The organism is Rubritalea tangerina (assembly GCF_042683245.1).
In the GTDB taxonomy this organism is placed as follows: Bacteria; Verrucomicrobiota; Verrucomicrobiia; order Verrucomicrobiales; family Akkermansiaceae; genus Rubritalea; species Rubritalea tangerina.
The window spans coordinates 49,038-69,059 of record NZ_JBHUJB010000034.1; the positions used below are offsets into that span (position 1 = coordinate 49,038).

The 20,022-nt window shown below is 50.8% G+C and carries 14 protein-coding genes; 5 read left to right on the forward strand and 9 right to left on the reverse strand.

Annotation, left to right across the window (positions count from 1 at the left end; translation table 11 throughout):
- Positions 1-54: 54 nt before the first annotated feature.
- The 5 genes from ACFSW8_RS07965 to ACFSW8_RS07985 form a co-directional block, all read right to left on the reverse strand.
- On the reverse strand, positions 55-822 hold the full coding sequence (locus ACFSW8_RS07965) for a LamG domain-containing protein (protein ID WP_377089344.1): 768 nt from the start codon (positions 820-822) through the stop codon (positions 55-57).
- A 261-nt stretch (positions 823-1,083) separates the two neighbouring features.
- A complete protein-coding gene (locus ACFSW8_RS07970) occupies positions 1,084-1,713 on the reverse strand; it encodes a PEP-CTERM sorting domain-containing protein (protein WP_377089343.1) in 630 nt (209 codons plus the stop codon).
- A 331-nt stretch (positions 1,714-2,044) separates the two neighbouring features.
- Positions 2,045-2,743 (reverse strand): PEP-CTERM sorting domain-containing protein, encoded by a 699-nt coding sequence (locus tag ACFSW8_RS07975; RefSeq protein ID WP_377177905.1) that lies wholly within the window; start codon positions 2,741-2,743, stop codon positions 2,045-2,047.
- Positions 2,744-2,824: 81 nt separating this feature from the next.
- Positions 2,825-4,363 (reverse strand): LamG-like jellyroll fold domain-containing protein, encoded by a 1,539-nt coding sequence (locus tag ACFSW8_RS07980; RefSeq protein ID WP_377089340.1) that lies wholly within the window; start codon positions 4,361-4,363, stop codon positions 2,825-2,827.
- A complete protein-coding gene (locus ACFSW8_RS07985) occupies positions 4,360-4,896 on the reverse strand; it encodes a sigma-70 family RNA polymerase sigma factor (protein ID WP_377089339.1) in 537 nt (178 codons plus the stop codon). Before ACFSW8_RS07985 ends, ACFSW8_RS07980 begins: the two co-directional genes overlap by 4 nt.
- Positions 4,897-5,075: 179 nt before the next feature.
- On the opposite strand from ACFSW8_RS07985, the gene ACFSW8_RS07990 reads away from it, so the two are divergent.
- The 3 genes from ACFSW8_RS07990 to ACFSW8_RS08000 all read left to right on the forward strand — a co-directional run bounded on the left by ACFSW8_RS07990 (position 5,076) and on the right by ACFSW8_RS08000 (position 11,490).
- Positions 5,076-8,549: a translocation/assembly module TamB domain-containing protein gene (locus ACFSW8_RS07990; protein ID WP_377089337.1), complete on the forward strand. Its 3,474-nt coding sequence runs from the start codon at positions 5,076-5,078 to the stop codon at positions 8,547-8,549.
- Positions 8,550-10,532 carry a BamA/OMP85 family outer membrane protein gene (locus tag ACFSW8_RS07995; RefSeq protein WP_377089336.1) on the forward strand — a complete coding sequence of 661 codons (1,983 nt, stop codon included), beginning with the start codon at positions 8,550-8,552 and terminating at the stop codon, positions 10,530-10,532.
- A 253-nt stretch (positions 10,533-10,785) separates the two neighbouring features.
- Positions 10,786-11,490 (forward strand): helix-turn-helix transcriptional regulator, encoded by a 705-nt coding sequence (locus ACFSW8_RS08000; RefSeq protein ID WP_377177907.1) that lies wholly within the window; start codon positions 10,786-10,788, stop codon positions 11,488-11,490.
- 44 nt (positions 11,491-11,534) lie between these two features.
- On the opposite strand, the gene ACFSW8_RS08005 is transcribed toward ACFSW8_RS08000, so the two are convergent.
- Together ACFSW8_RS08005 and ACFSW8_RS08010 are read right to left on the reverse strand one after the other, a co-directional pair.
- On the reverse strand, positions 11,535-11,708 hold the full coding sequence (locus tag ACFSW8_RS08005) for a hypothetical protein (RefSeq protein ID WP_377089334.1): 174 nt from the start codon (positions 11,706-11,708) through the stop codon (positions 11,535-11,537).
- Positions 11,709-11,788: 80 nt separating this feature from the next.
- Positions 11,789-12,277: a YcxB family protein gene (locus ACFSW8_RS08010; RefSeq protein WP_377089333.1), complete on the reverse strand. Its 489-nt coding sequence runs from the start codon at positions 12,275-12,277 to the stop codon at positions 11,789-11,791.
- Positions 12,278-12,529: 252 nt separating this feature from the next.
- Between ACFSW8_RS08010 and ACFSW8_RS08015 the strand changes: the two genes are divergently transcribed.
- Positions 12,530-16,060, forward strand: coding sequence for a beta-N-acetylglucosaminidase domain-containing protein (locus ACFSW8_RS08015; protein ID WP_377177909.1), 3,531 nt, complete (start codon positions 12,530-12,532; stop codon positions 16,058-16,060).
- Between the two features lie 326 nt (positions 16,061-16,386).
- Here ACFSW8_RS08015 and ACFSW8_RS08020 read toward each other — a convergent pair whose 3' ends face one another.
- A complete protein-coding gene (locus tag ACFSW8_RS08020) occupies positions 16,387-17,784 on the reverse strand; it encodes an ROK family protein (protein WP_377089331.1) in 1,398 nt (465 codons plus the stop codon).
- Positions 17,785-17,949: 165 nt separating this feature from the next.
- A complete protein-coding gene (locus tag ACFSW8_RS08025; RefSeq protein ID WP_377177911.1) occupies positions 17,950-19,074 on the reverse strand; it encodes a 3-keto-disaccharide hydrolase in 1,125 nt (374 codons plus the stop codon).
- A 682-nt stretch (positions 19,075-19,756) separates the two neighbouring features.
- On the opposite strand from ACFSW8_RS08025, the gene ACFSW8_RS08030 reads away from it, so the two are divergent.
- Complete coding sequence (locus ACFSW8_RS08030) at positions 19,757-20,011, forward strand: FeoA family protein (protein WP_377089327.1); 255 nt, start codon at positions 19,757-19,759, stop codon at positions 20,009-20,011.
- Positions 20,012-20,022 lie beyond the last annotated feature (11 nt).

Consider the following 20,022-nt stretch of genomic DNA (forward strand, 5'->3'; position numbering starts at 1 on the left):
ACCTCTGGTAGAAAAAGTAGGAACTTCCCCCGCCAGAGGTGCCTGCCAATCATTCTAGCGCTTGCGACGCAGCACCAAGCCTAAGCCACCTAGACCGATCAGAATGGCTGAGGAAGGCTCCGGTACCGCCTCAGTCGCCACATTGACGTTCAACCACGCCATCTCTCCAGCTGTCAGAGCCCTATCATAAATCGCCACATCATCAATGTCCGCCGTCGTACGACGCCCTAATGCCCATTCAGCTCCTAACTGGAGTCCTGTGATCGTGCCAGAACCAGCATACGCTGCAGACTCAACAGCAATACCATCAATGTAGAGAGTCAGCGTACCCCCAGAGCTCACCAAACCTAACTGATGCCAACCACCATCACGAATATCTGGCCCAGCTCCTCCACCGATGGTGACAGCTGCACCACCCGGTGTATTAGTACTGTAGACTGAGGCGTGGCCTCCTGAGTTTTGCTCAATCTTTAATGTGCCACCGCCCCCATTGAATGAAATAAAGTCAGTCCAATTACCTGCACTGGGAGCCTTCACATGCATAGATACCGTGAAGTTGGAAAAATCCACAGCAGCTGTACCGAAGCCACTGTTCCAGTAGTCGGTCGCTGGAACAAAGCCAGCAGCTCCACCAAATTTCCCACTCACCGCTGTCGCCCCTGATGAGCCATTCCATGTCAGTCCTGCTGAACCCGAGTTCTCACCAAGATTCCCAGCATTATCAAAGGTATAATGGGCCACCAATGCGGCCGACACATTGCCAGCACTCATGCCTAGTGCCGCAACCATGCCCGCTATCGCGTGTTTTTTTCGTATGTTCATAATGTATTGCTTATCGTTCGGCCCCCATGCGCAGACTCACGTCTCCACACAAAAACCTAAATCGACTAGCAAACGCACAAACCCACCAAGACGTTAACAAGCAATCTCAGAAAATTAACTAAAGCTCTCCAGAGAACATACCCGCATGTGGCACCGTAAACACCTCTATACTAAAACGAGAATCTACCCAATTGCCCTACAGTCTGAACTCACAATGATAGTTCACACATATCCATTGGCGAGAAGTCCTCGTAGACTTCGCTAGCGACGACGACGCAGCATCAACCCCGTTGCTCCAACAAGCATCAACACACCACTACTCGGCTCTGGTACTGCTTCCACACTCAACTGGAAATTATCAACTTCCGGGTAGGCCACTACCGCACGCACCCCGAAACCTATCGTCTTTCCAACCGCACTATCCCCAGAGAGTACCGTGTAAGTACCGCCGTACGCCTTAGGTACTGCTGAACCATCACTCGTAACTTCCGTTGCCAAAATAGATGTTATCGTACCACCATCATCATAAACTAATCCCCCTATATGGGTTCGATCACTGCGTGCTGCATGGTCCCATGAAAAAGTAAAAACATCCCCTACTTGTACCACATGATTCGTCATGTTGTAGGCAGCATTCCCCGCCTGTAAAAAAGCGATCCTACTCCCATCAGTCGCCGTAGCACCATTATCTTCCGCGCCACTATCCCCATTCGCAGTCGAAACCTCAGTCCATTCATCCCAAGCAGTCACACCAGACCAATTCTGAATCTTTCCGGAATCATCTTCAAAACTCCCATTCCGTGTCGCAGGATCAATCAACACAACACTCGCTGCCTCCATCATTCCAGACCCCGCCACCACAAAAAACACAATATTCGCTCTCAACTTCATAGCTATCTCATTCAGTCTATTTATTTAACCCAGTCCTATAACATAGATCTATCACCCCTGACCAGTCCCCTTGTCAAAAAAGATAACGAACAGGACAAGATCAGAACGAATGAGTCGCATAAGCCGCAAATAACGATCCCACTTCGTTCTCACCCTGCGATGTAGCCCCACAAAAAAATCTCCTGTTGCACACCTCAAACTCCACCTATAAAACAAAGAAGCCACAACTCACCAAAGTGAGCTGTGGCTCCGAACTGTCAATGCAGTTCAACCTCATACTAACACGCCGCGCTAGCACATGCACAAAGCTAGCGCGGCACTGATGAACAATTTACTTACGGCGACGTAAGATCAAAGCCATCCCACCAAGCCCTAAAAGCGCTGTGGAAGTTGGCTCAGGAATAGCCGTCGTATCGATGATCTGAAAACCAGCGATGGTCGCGCGGTTCGCACCGTCACGAGTACCATCAACTACGAGATCTCCAGTCAATCCTGTGATCACGAGCGAGTTCGTGTCGTCCCAAATTGGGTTCGTGCCGTATTGCTCCTTCGTGCCTGTGGAAGTCTGTGGTCCAACTCCATTCACGGTAAAGTTACCATAGGTACCACCACCAGCATCAGTGGAGAAGTAGAGCACTGCAGTGTACGTAGCATATCCGATGTTTGTCACCGTAAAGTCAGCTCCGTCACCGACATCATCCTTGTAGCCACGGGCAATACGTGCATTTCCAACACCAGCATCTGCATCAGTGTTTGCAGTGCCGTCGCCCCAAACATTAGTGGTAGCCCAGGAAACATCAGCTGTGGTTGTCGCTCCTGTGGAGTCAATCAAGTCAAGTGATGGTCCTGCCACGTTTGAAGCAACATTGTTCCAGTTAGTTTGCTCATAGCCAGTGCGGCCAGCCAAATCAGCAGCACCAAGCTGCTGGTTGGCACGTCCAGCGTCTTCCGTAAAGTTGACGCTGATCGTGGCGGCTTGCACCGACCCGAGAAGTGCTGCGCTCGCAGCAAGCATTATCGTTTTTTTCATATGGTTGTGTGTTTGTTTTGTATGTCTGTACAGATGGAAGGACACAGCCCTCCAAAGCTATCGAAGTATCCTCAGCCCCCACTATTGTCTGGCTTCGTTCCTTAAGTAGAGGGACTGTACCTCCCTCTCGCTGAGGACTTTCGGAAACACATAAAGCTCATCAAGCTCCCGGTGCACCGCTATATCAAATTGCTCCCAGTCCTCATGGATCGGCCCAAAGAACCACAGGTCCTCACGCTTCTCGGCCTCCCCACCCGTATGTATCGGAGAAAAATATTCTGGCCGCTCGCCACCACCAAACCAATGCAGCTCATCGCGCTTGCCATCTACATAAAGCTTTAGGTCGGGTAAACCATCGTCGTTTACCTCACCAGAGTAGGTGTAGGTCACATGGTGCCATTGCCCGTCAGCTAGCGCCTGCGTCCCCTCCGCCCATACTTGGCCAAAAGACAGACCACTTACTGTGCCCTTATCCGGACACGCTAAATAACTATAAAACCCACTATTCGTACCCGTTAGTTTCCGAGTCCCCCAGCCAGCAATAGAATGATAATGATGCTCACCCTCTTGCAACCTGATCCAATAACTCATCGTGCGTGGATTATCTCCTAAGATCCCCGGCCAGTTGGTTTGAATGTATCCATTGCCAATCCCTTTCACCGCACCACCAAAATGCCCGCGCGTGATCTCAAAACTCTCACCCGAATGCCTCACCTCAGCGTGTGCCACCAAGGGGTCACGCGTGGGTAAAGTCGCCACTCCCTCCAGCACCTTGCCATTCTCAAAGGCAAAGTGAACCGAAGGAATGGTCTTAGGCAATTCTGTTAAATACTGGCTATCGCGTACTCTAATTTCCTCCAACTCTCCTAACAAGGTCAGGCGTCGCGCCTCACCCGCTTCTAGAGTCTGACTCACCCGGCGGTTGCGCAATACGCGAGCCCTCACTTTGCCGGTAAATACATGCACTTCATCAAACTCCTCAGGATCTACAGTCATCCCAAACTCAGTACCTAAATCCACCACTTCGAGTTCCCCAGTGGTCACCGTAAAACCAATCGCTTTCCTTGGCACCTCAAACCACGCATTCCCCGAAACCATGGCAACTCTATCTTTCTCTACATAACGTAAGTCAGCTGGGGCACTGATGACCGATTGCACACCATTAGAAAATTGGACTTCAACCACCCCCTCTTCTAAAACCAACCTCGAGCCTATTTCTAATGCCACTCCCTCTTCAGCGTCGGTTGAAGCATGGCTGACTGACCACTTCGCTCCAGGACTGAAGGCGAGTGCGCCACTCGGGCTCGAAAACTCTAAAGTCACTACTCTCAACACTAACAAAGAAACTAAAATCAATGCCGCTGCAGCCAAAGCCGCCACCCGCAATGCCCTCTTGCGCTGCGCAAAAAGTAATTTCTCAATCGGCACCACCCCCTGAGGAGTGGAACTCACAATCTCGCTGCGGTGTACCAAGCCGCTCTCTAAGCTCACCCAAGCCTGATAACGACGCATCGCCTCAGGATCATTGAGGATTTGAGCCTCAAACATAGCCACCTGCTGTTGGCTAGCCTGCCCCTCCATCACCAACTGAACAAGCTCATCAAATGCTTCCTTCTTCACGTCAACCCTCCTTGTTCTTTAAGTCTCATGTCCACACACTTGCGCAATTTGTTGCGTATCCGAAATAATGTCACACGCAGTGAACCACCACTCGTTCCTAAATGCTTTGCTAATGACTCCAGCGACTCCCCCCTAGTATAGCGCGCATTAACCACCGCCTGTTCAGTTCCCCGCAGGTTATGCATGCATTGCTCCAGAGCCAGTAACTTCATATCCTCTACCGTATGGCTCTCCTCAATCCTTGCTGTCGCAATCGCCTCCAATGCCACCTGACTCAAACTCACCCCCCGGGTCTTCTTCTGTTGGTCCCAGTATTGCATCACCTTGATCTTCGCCACACTGAATGCCCACGCCTGAAAATTACTCCCCGCTTGGTAACTCCCCATCTTTTCCCACAAAACCACATTCGTCTCCTGAAGCACATCACCCACATCATCACACCCCGGTAGGAGTGCGATGATGAAACCTCGCAAAGCCGGCTGATGCTGAGTCAGCAGCTTTACAAAGTCAGTGTATGCCTGGGTTTTCTGCATAGTGCACTAGTTAATCATGAGATCGTATTTTTCGTTAACATAGAAAATGAAACTTTTTTTCATCCACCATTCTTTCCTCCCTCACCCCTCCCATATTTAGCCCACCTCCAAGCCGCTTTTTCTTTACCTCAACCAGAGATCCCCCCAATATCTCTGACATTAGCAAAAACTCTGTTAGCATGTCCGACTCTCCTTCTCCCAAGCCCCCCAAGAAGCGCAAATGGAGAAGACGCCTCCTCTGGTCGGCTGCTATCCTGACCGCCCTCTACTGGGCAATCAATGGCCCCATCTCCCGCTGGGCCCTACACTACGCCATCGATACCGTCCTCGAAGATCAGGGAATGACCGGCAACACCCAGGTAAAAGGCACCCTCACCAAAGGCTTCCACCTCAAGCAATTTGACTACCGAGGTGCCGGCGGGTTCCAACAAATCAGCTTCTCGTCAGCACGTGCCGACTATCGCTTGCTACGCGAGCTCATCCACGGGAAAGTCCGAGGTGTCTACCTCGATGACGCCACCATCACCATCGACCTGGATAAATTTGTCCCCTCCGAGTCAAATGAAACCACCACCATCAAACAACTGAAAGAAACGGTCGAGCTCGCCAGAACCTGGGTGAGACAACCAGAAATCTCAATCCAGAATACCGACCTCACTATCCTCCAAAGTGACACCCTCATCGCAGAGTTCAAACTCAACAAACTCACACACGCACCACAATCCGACCACTACCAACTCACCGGCTTTAAAGCCAAAGACAGAGAGTTCATTGAAACCCCATCCCAAGATGTCACCATCGACTGGCTGACCAATGCCCTCAAACTCAGCAAAATCGAAATCCTGCCTGAAATTGCTATTCTCGAAGCACAAGCCGATTGGGCGCAAGACCTACGCTGCCACACCCGCCTCCAATGCCTCAGCGCCTTACTCGAGGTAAAACTCGACGACTCGCTGACGACACACCTCACCAGTGGAACCCTCACCTCGGACCGCATCTCCGAACGGTTTGATATCGAACTCCCGCTCGACTTCGAACTCAACGCCCTCGAGGCCAAAGTCACCAATTGGCTTGCTCCACTCGAAACCTGGCACATCACCGGCACACTTGACCTCCCCTCAATCAGCCATGACACCTTCTCTCTCAACGACACAGAGCTCAAACTCTCACAACAAGATGGGAGCTTTCAGATCGCCCTCAACACCACCAGTTTCGATGCCCCTCTCAACCTAGAGGCTGATGGAACTTGGGACGCACCAGAATCCGACACTTGGTGGGAAGATGCCAGTGTCCGCTACAAATTTTCCTGCCCAAAAGCTGCCCAGCTGCCCAAGGCTCTTGCCAACCTGCCAGCGACTCTCGACCTCAGTCAAACCGCAATCCAGGCCCACGGCAAACTCAGCCTAAAAGCACTCAAGCTCCATTCTTTAGACGCGGAACTCAGCGCCTCCGGCATGCTGGCCAATAAGCTCCCCCTCCCCCACATCCTCGCCAAAGCCAACTACCAACACCTCAAAACAGGTAACGTCGAACTCTCCCTCAAAAATCAAAATGCCGCAATCGCCGAGCTCGCAGCAAACTACACCTTCGAGGGAGACCTCTACGAAGCTAGCCTCAACATCAACGAACCCTCACCAGATTGGATCAACGCCCTTCTCGCAAGCTTCGAAGCTCCCGTTTCACTCAACGCCCCACTCCAGCTCAGCTGGCAAGGCACCGGACACTCCGACCTCCAAGCCCCACAGTCCGGTACCCTCACCCTCAAACAATGTAAACTCGGTATCGCCGACGACGAAGAACTCCAAATTGACCTCGCCAGCGAATACCAATGGCCGAATTCCATCACCATCAATTCTTTCGAACTGAGAGAAGAAGACTTCCTCGCCCAAGCACAGATCCTCTGGGATGGTAACTTCCTCCACCTCAAACAAGGCAACATCCTCAAACAACAAGAACCACTCGCTAAGGTCGCCGCCAAAATCCCCCTTACGACTGACATCCAGTCACTCGAAAACTTCCTCGCACAAGAATCCCCATGGACCATCGACCTCGATGTCCAACCACTCGATATCCCCAAAATTAATCAGTGGCTCAAGCTCCACGAGATTAAGCAAGTCGCCGACCTCGAAGGCTCCGTCGCCATGGAACTCGACCTCATCGGCTCCCCACACAAACCAGAACTCAAAGGCGCTATCCAACTCCAGGGCCTGCGCGGCATCGCTAATCAAGACCTCGCCCCCATCCACATGCTCGCCAAGTTCCACAGCGAAAATAAAAGGCTCATCTTCGACGGCGAATTGCTAGAAGGCTCGACCCAGCGCATGACCCTAGATGCCCACATCCCCTTCACCCCACTCGCCTGGGTGCGCGATGCAGAAGACGTCCAAAAAATCCTCGACACCTCCGAAGTCGAAGGAAACCTCATCATCAACACACTCCCACTCAAACGCATCGCTCGTATCGTCCCACAGCTCAAAGAAATCACTGGTAACCTGAACGGCGAAGCCAAAATATCCGGTAAGCTATCAGACCCTCAAGTCGAGCTGAAAACCAAAATTGATATCCCTCTACTCGTCATCGCTGATGATACCGTCGATGACATCACCGACATCAAGATTGAATGCAATGCCGACACCTCAAGAAAAGTAGTCGCCACTCTCAGAGCCACCGTCAATGGAGGTAAGTTTGAAGCCAACGCCAACGCTGACCTCAAAGACATAAAAAACCCAATCTTTGAAGTCACAGCGAAAACAAATCACGCCATGGTGTTCAGAAATGATGCCATCTCCGTCCGCGCCAATGCCGACATCAAACTCGCTGGCACTCTTGAAGATGCCACCCTCAGCGGCGAAATCGGCGTTGTCGAATCCCTATTCTACAAAGACATCGACATCCTTCCCATCGGAGTTCCCAGCTCCGCCGTCGCCAAAGTCGAACTCCCTGGCCTCGACCGAAATAAAATCGTCATTCCCATCCCCGAACCCTTCGATAAATGGAAAGTCGACCTCAAGGTCGGTATGCAAGACCCCCTCCTCATTCGCGGCAATATCGCCCGCGGTCAGGTCGAAGGCTCCATCCGTGCCACTGGCACCCTCGGTGACCCCAAATTAAGCGGCAAAATCTTCGCCAATAAAGTCGTCGCCCGCCTCCCATTTTCAGAACTGCGCCTCACTAAAGGCGTCCTCAACTTCTCCCCAGAAAATGGCTTCATCCCCACGCTCGATATCCAAGGCAAGTCGATGGTTAACAACTACGACACCAGCATCTTTGTCTACGGCCCCGCCACCGCCCCGAGGACTACCTTCACTTCCTACCCCCCACTCGCAAAAAATGACATCATGACACTCCTGGCAACCGGTGTCACTGCCACTGGACTCAGCAACAATAAAGAAGCTGCCACCTTGCGCGCACTCCAGCTCTTCCTCGCCAAACTTAAACAAGAATCCGGTAACAGCCGCTCCACTCGTGCTCTCGAAACCGTCCTCTCAGCCGTCGAAGACTTCGAATTCAATATCAATGAAACCGATGGCTTCACCGGTCGTAAGTTCTCCTCCGCTAAAATCAAATTAAACCAACGACTCTACCTCACGGCTCAGGTCGATGAAGAGAAAAATACCAGAGGCCTCGTCGTCTTTGTGCTGAAGTTCCGTTAGATGAAATACCTTCTCTCCATCATCCCCCTTCTGTTCATCTCTCTGCTTCAAGCAGCGGAAGTGCGCATCGTGGGCATCGACGAGAAGAGCAGGGTGATCTTCGAGGACCAGCTCAAACCACGATTACAATTCATCTCAGCACGCCCCGCCACCTCCTGGCGTGCCGATGACGCCGCCTTCTATCTCAAACGTCTCCTCCTCAGACGTGGTTACGCCAAGTCCGATGTGCAATGGTCAATTAGCGGAAACACAATCATTCTCAAAGTCACTTCCGGCCAACGCTACTTCTACGGAACGGTTGCCACACGCTCCACCACTACTCTCGACTCTGAGGCACTCACCAACTACTTCTATCAACCACTCGTCGAGGGGGAACTTGTGAGCATCAAAAATGCCCCTTACATCCAAGAATATACCGATAAAGGTGTCACCAATGTCGAAAACTTCCTCAAGGCAAGCGCCTTCTGGAAAGCCAAAGTCACACTAGTCAAAGAGCAATTAGACCCTAGCACCGGACGCATGAATGTCCTTCTAGATATCGACCAAGGCCAACTCCATATCCTCACCCGCCCCACCTTCAAAGGCATCTCACCAGCCACCCAACAAGAAATCCTCCAGCTCTTCCCAGATATCGTGGGCCAAGCCTCCACCACCGAGAATATCGTCAAAATCAATGCTGAGGTGAATAGCTACTTCCGCCGTACCGGCTACCACTTCGCCAAAGTCGATGTCGAAACCCTCCACGCCAATAACCGCACCACCCTCGCATTTACCATCAATCAAGGACGCCGCTATGTCCTCAGAAATATTAAGGTCCACGGCAACAGAGATACCGAAACGAAACGCATCGCACGCCAATACAAAAACCTCGTCAACAAAACCTACGACGCCGATAAAGCCGACAAAGCTACCAACAAATTACTGCGCTCCGGCATCTTCAGCAAAGTCATCGTCACCCCTCAACCCCAGGACGATGGCTACATCGATCTCGATATCGAAATCGAAGAAGGGAAATCGGTGACCACCAGCACCTATGTAGGTACTGATTCCTACGAAGGCCTTATCCTAGGTCTCTCCTATAGCGACCTCAACTTCGCAGGCAAGATGTGGCAGCTCAGTGCCCGTGGTGAATACACTGGCCGAGGTCTCCTCGGTGAAGTCGGTATTACCGAACCCTTCTTTCTTGGTGAACTCGTCAGCTTCAACGTCCGAGGCTTCGCCCTCCAACGCAGCCCAGATGGTTATGAAAAATATGAAATCGGCACCGAAGGCTCCTGGACATGGCAACCCACCGACAACTACAGCCTCCGCGCCTACCTCGGTACCGGCTTTGTCTCCACCAGCTCAGGCTCCATGACCGATGAAGAACTCGGACCCAGAGACTACGTCAATACCCGCATCGGCCTCCTTCAAAACCTCGACCTCCGCAATGACCCCATCCTCCCATCCGATGGCTACAACGGCGAATTGCTCACCGAACTCGGCTCCATCGTCGGCGATGCCACAACCTCCTATTTCAAAATAGATGTCAACAATTCCTACCGATACAGTATCAATGATAAACACTACCTCATCTCACGCTTCGATGTCGGTGTGATCACTCCGGCTGAATCCGCCAAACTCCCCATCGATAGACGCTTCTTCAGTGGCGGTACCAACTCCGTGCGTAGTTTCGATGAACGCGGCCTCGGACCACGCTCGAATGCCGGCGACCCACTCGGCGGTGAAGCGTATTGGGTCGGCTCCGCGGAACTCGTACGCCGCATCAAAGGCCCCATCTACGCTTCCCTATTCTACGACCTCGGTCAGGTCTATTCCCAATACGAAGACCTCAGCTTCAGTAACCCCAGCCAAGCCATCGGCCTCAGTGCCCGTATCCACCTCCCCATCGGACCCATCCGCTTCGAATACGGCTATAACCTCAACCGCCAACCCAAAGAACCCCAAGGTACCTTCCACTTCACTATCGGTGCCAGCTTCTAAACCCCTCACCCCAATCACCTCTCCATACATAGCGATTTTTATTGCTATTGAGTCTCATTAGCTAAATAACTCTCCCACAGCAGCGATGGAGAGCACAATTCTATATGGCAATTTTCAAAACGAAGGGATCCAATTGGTGCGGGGACGTCAATCAGGAGACTTTTTGACGAATCTGCCAGAGGGAGCCCTCCACATCGTTCTAAACCTGGAGGGCACCGCAATTCTTTTCGGTAACCAATTGAGAGTAAACCTTATGCCAAGCACGATGGTTGTATTCCACCGCACCCCCAGGGAAGCGCTGACAGCCACTCGGATGACGGTCGAAGACAAAGACGACTATCTAGTCCTCAGCGTAACGCCTAAATGGATTATTCAAACTTTTGGCTCCAGAAAGGAAGCCTTACACCCTGGACTACAAGATCTGCTCCATTATAAAACCTCTGACAGCTCAGCGCTGGCAAAAGTGCGCAGCCTCAGCCTTGCTGAAAAAGAAATCGCTGCAGCCTTGATCACCCCTCCAGTCGTCTCTGCAGCTCGCAGCTATTGGTACCTCGCAAAAGTCCTAGAAATTCTCACCCACCACCTATTCCCCCCCATCAACTTAGCAAGCTCCGAGCCCTTTTGCTCCAAAATCAAACGCATCGACCGAGAGCGCTCGGATGCATGCATTGCTTGGCTCAAAGAGCGTCTGGATGAACCGCTCAACCTCAATGACCTAGCCCGACACATTGGTTGCGCTCCACACTACCTGAGCAGGCAATTCAAAAAATCAACGGGCCTGACCCTCAAACAACAACATAGAGCCCTACGAATCGACCACGCTGCCACCCTCTTAAGCGAGGGAGATTACAATGTCACAGAAGCTGCAATGGAGGTTGGATATAACTCACTATCACACTTCTCTAAAGCCTTCATGGAAGAAAAAGGATGCCTTCCATCCGACTTCCTAAACGACTAGCAGAACGCACAGAGAATTCTGCAACATCCCTAATTCGGGCCCAATCAAGCAGTTGCCTGCCCACGCGCAGCCATCAATTTCTTCAGAGCTTCTTGCTTTTCTTTGTGGGTACGGGCCTCGCTGAAGGCCTCACGAATGCGACGTAAACGATCTTTCACGGATTCACGAAGTTCACCGTACTCAGGAACCTTGATGTCGAGTTTCTTGCTAGTAGACATAGCACCACCCTACACCCATTCCTCAATTACGCTAATGATTGCTTGCCATGCACTAGCGGCTGCTTACCTATCACACCAAACTAGCGCCGAGAGGCTAGCGCAGCGACCTCCTCCATCTGACCATATTTGAAATCAGATTTTGGAATCCACAGATAGTGCTTTTTATCTTGGTAAATCAAGAGGCCTTTGCGTGTCGGCTTGAGCTCATAAAGTGCGCCCCAAGCAACATCCGCATCACCTGCTTTACCACGCATTTCCACCCCCTCTTCATCGAATCGATACACCACCTTGCTGCCATAGGCCGGATGCTTTCTTAAGCCTCGTTCATGCCACATCTGCCATAACATCGGACGCATGAACCCAAGCGATCCAGCCATCACTAAAATTCCCCCCAAGGCCCCCGCCTTGCTGCCTGGCTCAATCAAATAAGCACCGAAACAAATGCCCGCCACACAGAGTAACGAACGCAACACTACCCACCAACGATGCCGATACAGCATATGCTGGAAATAGGATCCATGCTGAGAGGTCCCATCAAAGGTCGATGTGATAATGATCTTCTGGTCCATAACTACTAGGCAGTTCCAGCCACCGCCTCCATAAGCATAAACCCACCAGAATCAAACAGAATCCCCTAAAAAAAAATCTCCTTCACCTCCAGATCTGTGTCTCGCTATTCACCCTCTACCCTAACAGCTAAAAGGGCAACCGCATCCACACCACATTCCTTTGTCCTCCTATATGACATAGTGCAAGACACACTTTTCCATTGCATCAGCATCAATGCTCCATACCGATGCTTGCTCATCCCAACAACACACATGAATAAACGCATTCAACACACCGCACTCACAGCGCTGTCCCTCCTGGCGCCCCTGAGTGTATCCTACGCTGAATCCCCCTTCGAAATCTACCCGACTCCACAAAAAATTGCTTATCAAAACAGCAATTTCACAATCACCCCTGAGGTCAATGTCATCCTCGAAAAAGGCGTAGATTCATACACCAAGCTCCGCCTCAACAAGGTCCTAAAAAACCATGGCCTCACCCCAAGTTTCTCAAACAAATTAGTCTCAGGAAAAACCAATATCCTGCTGGGAATTAACGCATCTGGGGAAGCGGTTGACCAATACTTCAACAAGCACGTCGCACACAAAGAAAAGTTCTTTGAGAAAAACGACTCACATATCGTTTCAGTGAAGGACAATATCATTGCCGTCCTCGGCGATGACACCGATAGCACATTCTACGGCTTAACCACCCTCAAACACGTCTTTAACCAACTCACAGACAAACAAATCCAAGAGTTTCGTGTAGACGACTTCTCAGATGTCAAACACCGCGGTTTCATTGAAGGTTACTACGGCAACCCATGGAGTAACCAAGACCGCGCAGAACTCATGAAGTTCGGTGGTGACTATAAACTCAACACCTACTTCTTTGCCCCCAAAGACGATATCTACCACAACAAAAAATGGCGTGAGCTCTACCCACCAAGAGAACTCGCCGAAATCAAAAAACTCGCCAAAGCCGGCAACGAAAGTAAGTGCAAATACGTCTACGCCCTCCACACCTTCATGCACCAGCCGGTCCGCTTCGATACTGAAGCAAACTACCAAAATGATCTCAAAATTATCAAAGCCAAGTTTGTCCAGTTGCTCGAAAATGACGTCCGCGCATTTAGCATCTTAGCCGATGATGCCGGCGTCCCACCACAAGGGCCCGAAACATACGTCAAACTCCTCGAGGACCTCACCGAGTGGCTCATCGAGCAACAAAAAACCTACCCAGACCTCGTTACCGATATCCCATTCTGCCCCAATGATTACATGGGCAATGGCTCCTCCCAACAACTACGCGTCACCAACCAAGCACCTGACTCAACCTCCATCATCATGACTGGTGGTCGAATCTGGGGAGAGGTGAGTGAGCACTTCACCTCAAACTTCATCAAAAATGTCGCCTCTCCCGGCCATGCCGGCCGACCATCCTACCTCTGGATTAATTGGCCCTGCTCAGATAACTCGAAACAGCACCTCATCATGGGGGGCAATGACACCTTCCTCCACCCAAAGGTGACCCCATCCAATATCCAAGGCATCATCCTCAACCCCATGCAGCAGGCTGAGGCAAACAAATCCGCCCTCTTCGCCATTGCCGACTATAGCTGGAATATCTGGTCCGATAAAGACCAAGCCGACCAAAATTGGCACGATTCCTTCAAATATATGAACCACGGGTCCGCTGAAGAAACGATGGCATCCACTGCCCTCCGTGAAATCAGTAAGCACATGATCAACCAAAATATGGATGGCCGTGTCAGAGCACTCCAAGAATCAATCGAGCTCGCTCCGAAACTCAACACCTTTAAAGATAAGCTCAAGTCCGGCACATTCCAAAAGGCTGATACCGCTTCTCTCATCAAGGAATTCGAAGCTCTCCAAAAAGCGGCCGCCTACTATAAAGCAAACCCAGGCAATGAAAGAACCCGTGACCAGATCATTTATTGGTTAGATTGTTGGCAAGACACAACCACGGCTGCCATCAGCTACCTCCACAGCCTGAATGCCATTCTCGATAAAGACAGCAACGCTACTTGGAACCACTATTCCTCCGCACATGCAGCCTTCGAAAAGTCCAAAGACCACCCGTTCTGGTACCTAAACCACTACCAGTACGCTGAAGTCGGAGTGCAACATATCGTCCCATTCATCAAAACACTCGGCGCCCACACCGGCAACGTGGTCTCAAGAATCGTCGATCCCAGCAAAGTCGTTCGCAACTACATCACTAACCGCGAAGCCGCTCCGTCTGGAAAAATCGATGCCATCCTCGATTATAACCCAAGTACCGGTGTCGTTTATAAAAATCCCACTCGTATCACCAAGGGCGAATACATTGGCTTGCTCTATAACCACCCTCAGAAGATCACTTCCATCACCTTTGATCTCGCAACTAAGGCAAATCCAAAAGATACCTTCAGTAAAGCGATCGTCGAGTTCACGAAAGATGGTAAGACATGGAAACCACTCTCCAGTAAGGTCTATGAGTTCCCTAACAAGGTCGAAATCTCTGACCTCACCCTCGTGGCCCGCGGCGTGCGCATGATTGCCACCGAGGTAAAAGAAAATACCTGGCTCGGAGTGAACGAGGTCTCCCTCACCCTCTACAACCCAGATGCCAATGGCTATACCAATACAAATTACACACTCGAAACGGAACTATCACTCGACCGTGCATCCCTCCACCCCATCAAAGGCATCAAACTCCAACCGAAACAATTCATCGGTATCAAGCTCGACCGCATCAAAGACCCCACCAGTATCGATAAAGAAATCTCTAACAAACAGCTGAGTCTCCAAGTCTCAGCCAATGAAGTGGAGTGGCTGCCCGCAAAAACGGACAAGCTTCCAGACGCCCGCTACATCCGCCTCGTCAACACAACATCCCGCCCACAGTCAGTGGATATTCAAAAATTTGAAGTCCACTCAAACGAGATCCAGCCATTGGCCCTTGTAAAATCCCACGCCCCCATCCGTGACGGCTCAAGCCTCCAACAGATGTTCGATGGAAACTTCAACTCCACTGCCATCTTCAATGGTAGCTTCAGTGAAGGCAACTCCATCGTCTTCGACCTCGGCCAAGCCATCCACATCGATAACCTCAAATACGTCGTTCTCGATACCGAAACCGACCACATCCGTGATGCTAAATTCCAACTGAGCCTTGATGGTGAGACTTGGGTGGACGCCTTCGAGACTTCACGGGTGTCTGACGACGCCAATGCCAAACCACAAGACAATGGCTACACCCACGGAAGCCTCTCAAAGGGTGTCATCCCAATTTCTCATGCCTACCTCGAAGGAAAGAAACTCAATTCCAAAGCCCGTTTTGTCCGCATCCTTGCTACCAAATCCTACCACCCACGTTGGGTGAGAATCTCAGAAATTCTCATCAATAATGGCCAGTACGTCCGTCCAGTCAACGACCCAACCTTTGCTTCCAAACCCATCGAAATCAAAGGCCATGGACCCGAAATGATGGTCGACGGTGACCTCAACACATCTTACCGACCTAATACCCAAAATGGTAAAATCAAAACTGGTGGAGTGATCTATAAACTCAGCGAAAATACAGCTGTCAAACAGATCAATGTCGTCCAACACCATAACCCGAAGTGTCATGCCACCATCCAGGTGCGCACCGGTTCAGGCTGGGTAAAGCTCGGCCCACTTAGCGAAAGCCTCAATAAATTCGATACCAGCAGCCACCAACATATCTTCGAAGTCAAAATCCTCTGGAACGGCGAAGCCCCTAGCATCTACGAAGCTGCCTTCATTCCTAAGAACTAAAGCACTCTAACATAATCTAATCACCAAGGCCTAGCCGCAGCTCCTCACCCGAGCCGCCTAGGCCTTTTTCCTTCTAAACCAATAAGCTTCACCCACCTTCGTCAGGGTCGCTTGCCCCCAAGCGACCAGATAACTCGATATATCTCCCCCCTAAAAAGCCATCGCCAGGCCTATCAACCATCATCACGGACACCTCTTACCTGAAACTTCAAAAAGGCCTACACAGCCCAGCCCCAAACCATAAAAAAACCCGCCAGAGCCGGAGCCACTGACGGGATTTGGACAAAAGTCATTTGGTGCCGGGTCACCCCAGCAAAACTCAGCAATTACGCCTTAGCGAGTGCTGGAAGAGAAGCTGCTGCCACAGCCTGGCCGTGACGCTTCATCTTCTCATCTGGCTGAGTGATGTTGATTTGCTTCGCAAGTTCAGGGAACTCAAGCTCGAGAACTTCACGAGCCTTGTCGATCATGATCTGACCACCTTCACCAGTAGTCACGCGACCCATGATGATGAGTGTCTCAATGTGATAGAACTCAGCGTAGTGAGCAATCGCGTAACCAAAGCAAGTGCCGATGGTCTCGTAAATCTTTGCTGCAGCTTCAGAACCTTTTTCCATTTCCTTCTGAACTTCTACAAGCTGTTCAGGGAATGGCATGTCGCCGTAGTTGAGACCAGCTGCTGGTGCAAGACGTGCCACACCTTGCTGACAGAAAATCTGTACACCACAACCAATGTCACCTGACCACTCGTCTACAGGTGCGTCATCACGGTAATCAACAGGTGCAAATGCAAGCTCATTGATCTGCGTAGTAACGTTGCCTTGTGGGTCAACATAGCCAACTGCCTCAGATGTACCCATTGCAATACCAAGAACAGAGTTGGTGTTCATTGTGATGGAACCTGCAAGAGCGGTCACTTCACCGTCGTTGATCACCTCAAATGGAACACCTGGGTATTCAGCGGCAAAAATGTCCTTGAACATTGGAACCACTGTCTTCTGGAAAACATCCTGGTCCTTGATGCCGCGGAAAAGTGAAGCAATACGCACTTCATTGTTGATGTAGACACCTGCGGAGGAACCACCGATTGCATCCACTGAAGGAAGGTGCTCAGCTGCAAGTTTAAGAGAATCAATAATGCCTTCGTACTGGTAGGATGGGTCTTCCTGGAAATACGGATCCCAAGGTACTTCTGTGGAGAATACGACTTCACCGTCGATCAAAGCTGCACACTTACGGTCAGAACCACCAAGGTCAAAACCAATGCGGTTACCATCAAGGTTGCGTCCAATCGCGTCAGCTGGGCTGTTCTGCTCAGGTACCTCATCAAGAGATACTGCCTTCACTTCAATGTTCTGGCTGAACATCCCCTTACCTACGATGTCCCAGTCAAAGCTGCGCTCACCATTCTCAGAGTAGATCTCACCAAGCGCCTTCGCAATCTCGTCGTTGCCTGCAATGATCACAGTACATCCACCCATGCCCCAAAGCATGAATTTTACCAAACGCTCTACATACTTGACGTTGAGTGCCACATTCTCACCTTCGTGCGTGAGTACCTTCACGTCCTTGCGGAAAACAGTTCCATCAAGGCGTGTTAATGCAATCTTTACATCGTGCGCACCTGCGTCAGCAGCTACGAGCTTGCGGTATTCAGCGTTCCAAAGAACCGCAGGAACAAATCCCTCATCGAGGACCGGCTTCACTTTTGGTTGAATATTCATAAGTCTGATTTTGTTGAAATAGTGACACTCAAATCGAGCGGTGCATGCTGTCTACGCCATCGGCAATCATTAGAAAAGAGGTTTTTTAGAATTTATTTAACAATTCCGATTGACACCCTTAGTTATTGATTATCCCCACCCAGCTCTCTCCGCTATGCTACCCTCCTATTTCACAATATGTAAAACATTGCTGAAGTACCCACGCTTTCCAAGCTCCAGTAACTCCAGATCCCCACCTCGACCCAATTGACCAATCGCCTGACCATCGAGCACTGCAGCTCCGGAACCAAGATTCACCTCTAAGCGATGCCCCCCCTTCTTAATAGGGATATCTAGCCCCTTTCCTCCCAGGCGAACCGGCAATGCCTCCATTGGCTCAGGATTCACAAAATCGAGTTGAATCACTCCTCTTTCAGGAACTGCCTTTGAAAGTACCCCTTTCGTCGCCTGAAGCTTCCAGTCTGCGACTTTGAATCCCCCACCTTCAGAAACTTTCCACCCATCGAGATCAAGTCCATTATAGAGCGCTCTAACCTGAGTACCACTCGCCACCACCCGGGCCACCTGTGACTCTCCGAGCGCTGCCTCACTGGACTTGAGAGCCAGAACACGCATCTTCCTGAAATGCACCTCCCCCCCCTCACTTTCAATCATCAAATGCCCCTTACGAGGATTGATGTGGTAACCACCACTGACCAACTTCCCATTCACCTCAAGCTGAATCACCCCATCCACACACAAAATGCGATAATGGTTCCATTCAGCTGTTCCATGCGCCCGAAATTCTAATGGCAAACTCCGCTGACCACGGGCCGCAAACCTCGGATCGGGTGTCATTCTCGATCCGTGAATAGGAAAAATATCCCCGTGCCGAGTAAAGTTTGCCGTATCCCTGTCAAAGTTTGCCACCTGAATCTCTATACTCCGACTAAACGGAATCCCCACTGCCGGTAAACCATCACTCCAAACAAAAAAACCAGCATTCGCTCGCATCCCATCCCGCTCCATGTGCCGCCACTCAAACTCAACTAAAAAATTCTCATACACCTCAGCCGAGCGAATCACCCCTGTCGGCTTTCCTGTGCAGACAATCACCCCACCGCCTTCCGCCTCGAGACGAAAGGTACTGTCAGCCACATTCACTTGCCTCCAATGTTTCAATCCCAAAGCCCCCTCCCCAGCTTCCATCAAATCCACCCACACATGCTTCTGCGCCGTCGTCGTCGGCTTCTCAGCCCCAATCACTACCAATGGAAACAGCATTCCCAATAACATATGCCTTAACTTCATCCCCACAATACCATCACGACTCCCCCCCTATTTCACCCATTTTCTTTCACCCCTCCCACCCTCACACCACCCTCACACCACCCTCACACCACCCTCACACCACCCACTCACTCTCAAACACCCCACAGACTAACAGATAGCACTCTATACCAACACCTTAAGAAATTGTGACGAAATTAGCACAAGCCCACATCCAACCCAATTCCTAACTTGACCTGCTAATTCAGATTGTATTGCTTGGCCTTCACTCGTTCGTCTCTGTTTTTGAGAGAGCCGAGACGACTACACGATGAAAAACCCAGGGGAGGTAGTCCCAGTGGCTGCCTCCCCCCGTCGGAAATTACTTCCAAAGTCCATACCGCCTAAAGTATTTCCAACACCGAGCTCACCCTTTACGAGAACTTTCCTTTCTGGCACTAATGCCACAATCACACCATCGCATTCCTCCCATGCTAGGTGCACAGAAGACCCGCTCTGCTTCCATACATTTCAAGCAGTAGCACCCAATCAAGGTGAACGCCACCTCAGTGGGAAATGTAATACCCATAGGCTCACCGATCAGTCAGTGAGCCTATGGTTCCCCCACTTCCCCCCCTTCCCTAACAAGATTCCTCTAAGCTTTGCCGCCCAAGCATATTTTTCTTATTGCAAACGATTCTCAACTGCACTATCTCTCTCTTAGATGAATTTCTTCCGACGCGCCACCGACATCAAATCTGACAGTGCTATGACACTGGCCCAGGCAAGCGTTGGTTGTTCAGTTCGGATTGATTCCATTCAAGGCTCCGCGTGTGACCGCTTACGTAGCATGGGTTTTTGTGAATCCATGGAGGTCAAAAAGCTAAGCAATGGCCGCAACATGCTCTGCACTGTCTGCGGCACTAAATTAGCGCTGAATAAAAAACTCGCGGATCAAATTCTCGTCTGCCCAGTCTAACTTTACCTACT

Coding starts and splice junctions, on each gene's coding strand:
- ACFSW8_RS08025 (WP_377177911.1), bottom strand. CDS start 19,074: ATGAAGTTAAGGCATATGTTATTGGGAATGCTGTTTCCATTGGTAGTG.
- ACFSW8_RS07970 (WP_377089343.1), bottom strand. CDS start 1,713: ATGAAGTTGAGAGCGAATATTGTGTTTTTTGTGGTGGCGGGGTCTGGA.
- ACFSW8_RS08020 (WP_377089331.1), bottom strand. CDS start 17,784: ATGAATATTCAACCAAAAGTGAAGCCGGTCCTCGATGAGGGATTTGTT.
- ACFSW8_RS08000 (WP_377177907.1), top strand. CDS start 10,786: ATGCCAAGCACGATGGTTGTATTCCACCGCACCCCCAGGGAAGCGCTG.
- ACFSW8_RS08005 (WP_377089334.1), bottom strand. CDS start 11,708: ATGTCTACTAGCAAGAAACTCGACATCAAGGTTCCTGAGTACGGTGAA.
- ACFSW8_RS08030 (WP_377089327.1), top strand. CDS start 19,757: ATGAATTTCTTCCGACGCGCCACCGACATCAAATCTGACAGTGCTATG.
- ACFSW8_RS07995 (WP_377089336.1), top strand. CDS start 8,550: ATGAAATACCTTCTCTCCATCATCCCCCTTCTGTTCATCTCTCTGCTT.
- ACFSW8_RS07965 (WP_377089344.1), bottom strand. CDS start 822: ATGAACATACGAAAAAAACACGCGATAGCGGGCATGGTTGCGGCACTA.
- ACFSW8_RS07990 (WP_377089337.1), top strand. CDS start 5,076: ATGTCCGACTCTCCTTCTCCCAAGCCCCCCAAGAAGCGCAAATGGAGA.
- ACFSW8_RS07985 (WP_377089339.1), bottom strand. CDS start 4,896: ATGCAGAAAACCCAGGCATACACTGACTTTGTAAAGCTGCTGACTCAG.
- ACFSW8_RS08015 (WP_377177909.1), top strand. CDS start 12,530: ATGAATAAACGCATTCAACACACCGCACTCACAGCGCTGTCCCTCCTG.
- ACFSW8_RS07975 (WP_377177905.1), bottom strand. CDS start 2,743: ATGAAAAAAACGATAATGCTTGCTGCGAGCGCAGCACTTCTCGGGTCG.
- ACFSW8_RS08010 (WP_377089333.1), bottom strand. CDS start 12,277: ATGGACCAGAAGATCATTATCACATCGACCTTTGATGGGACCTCTCAG.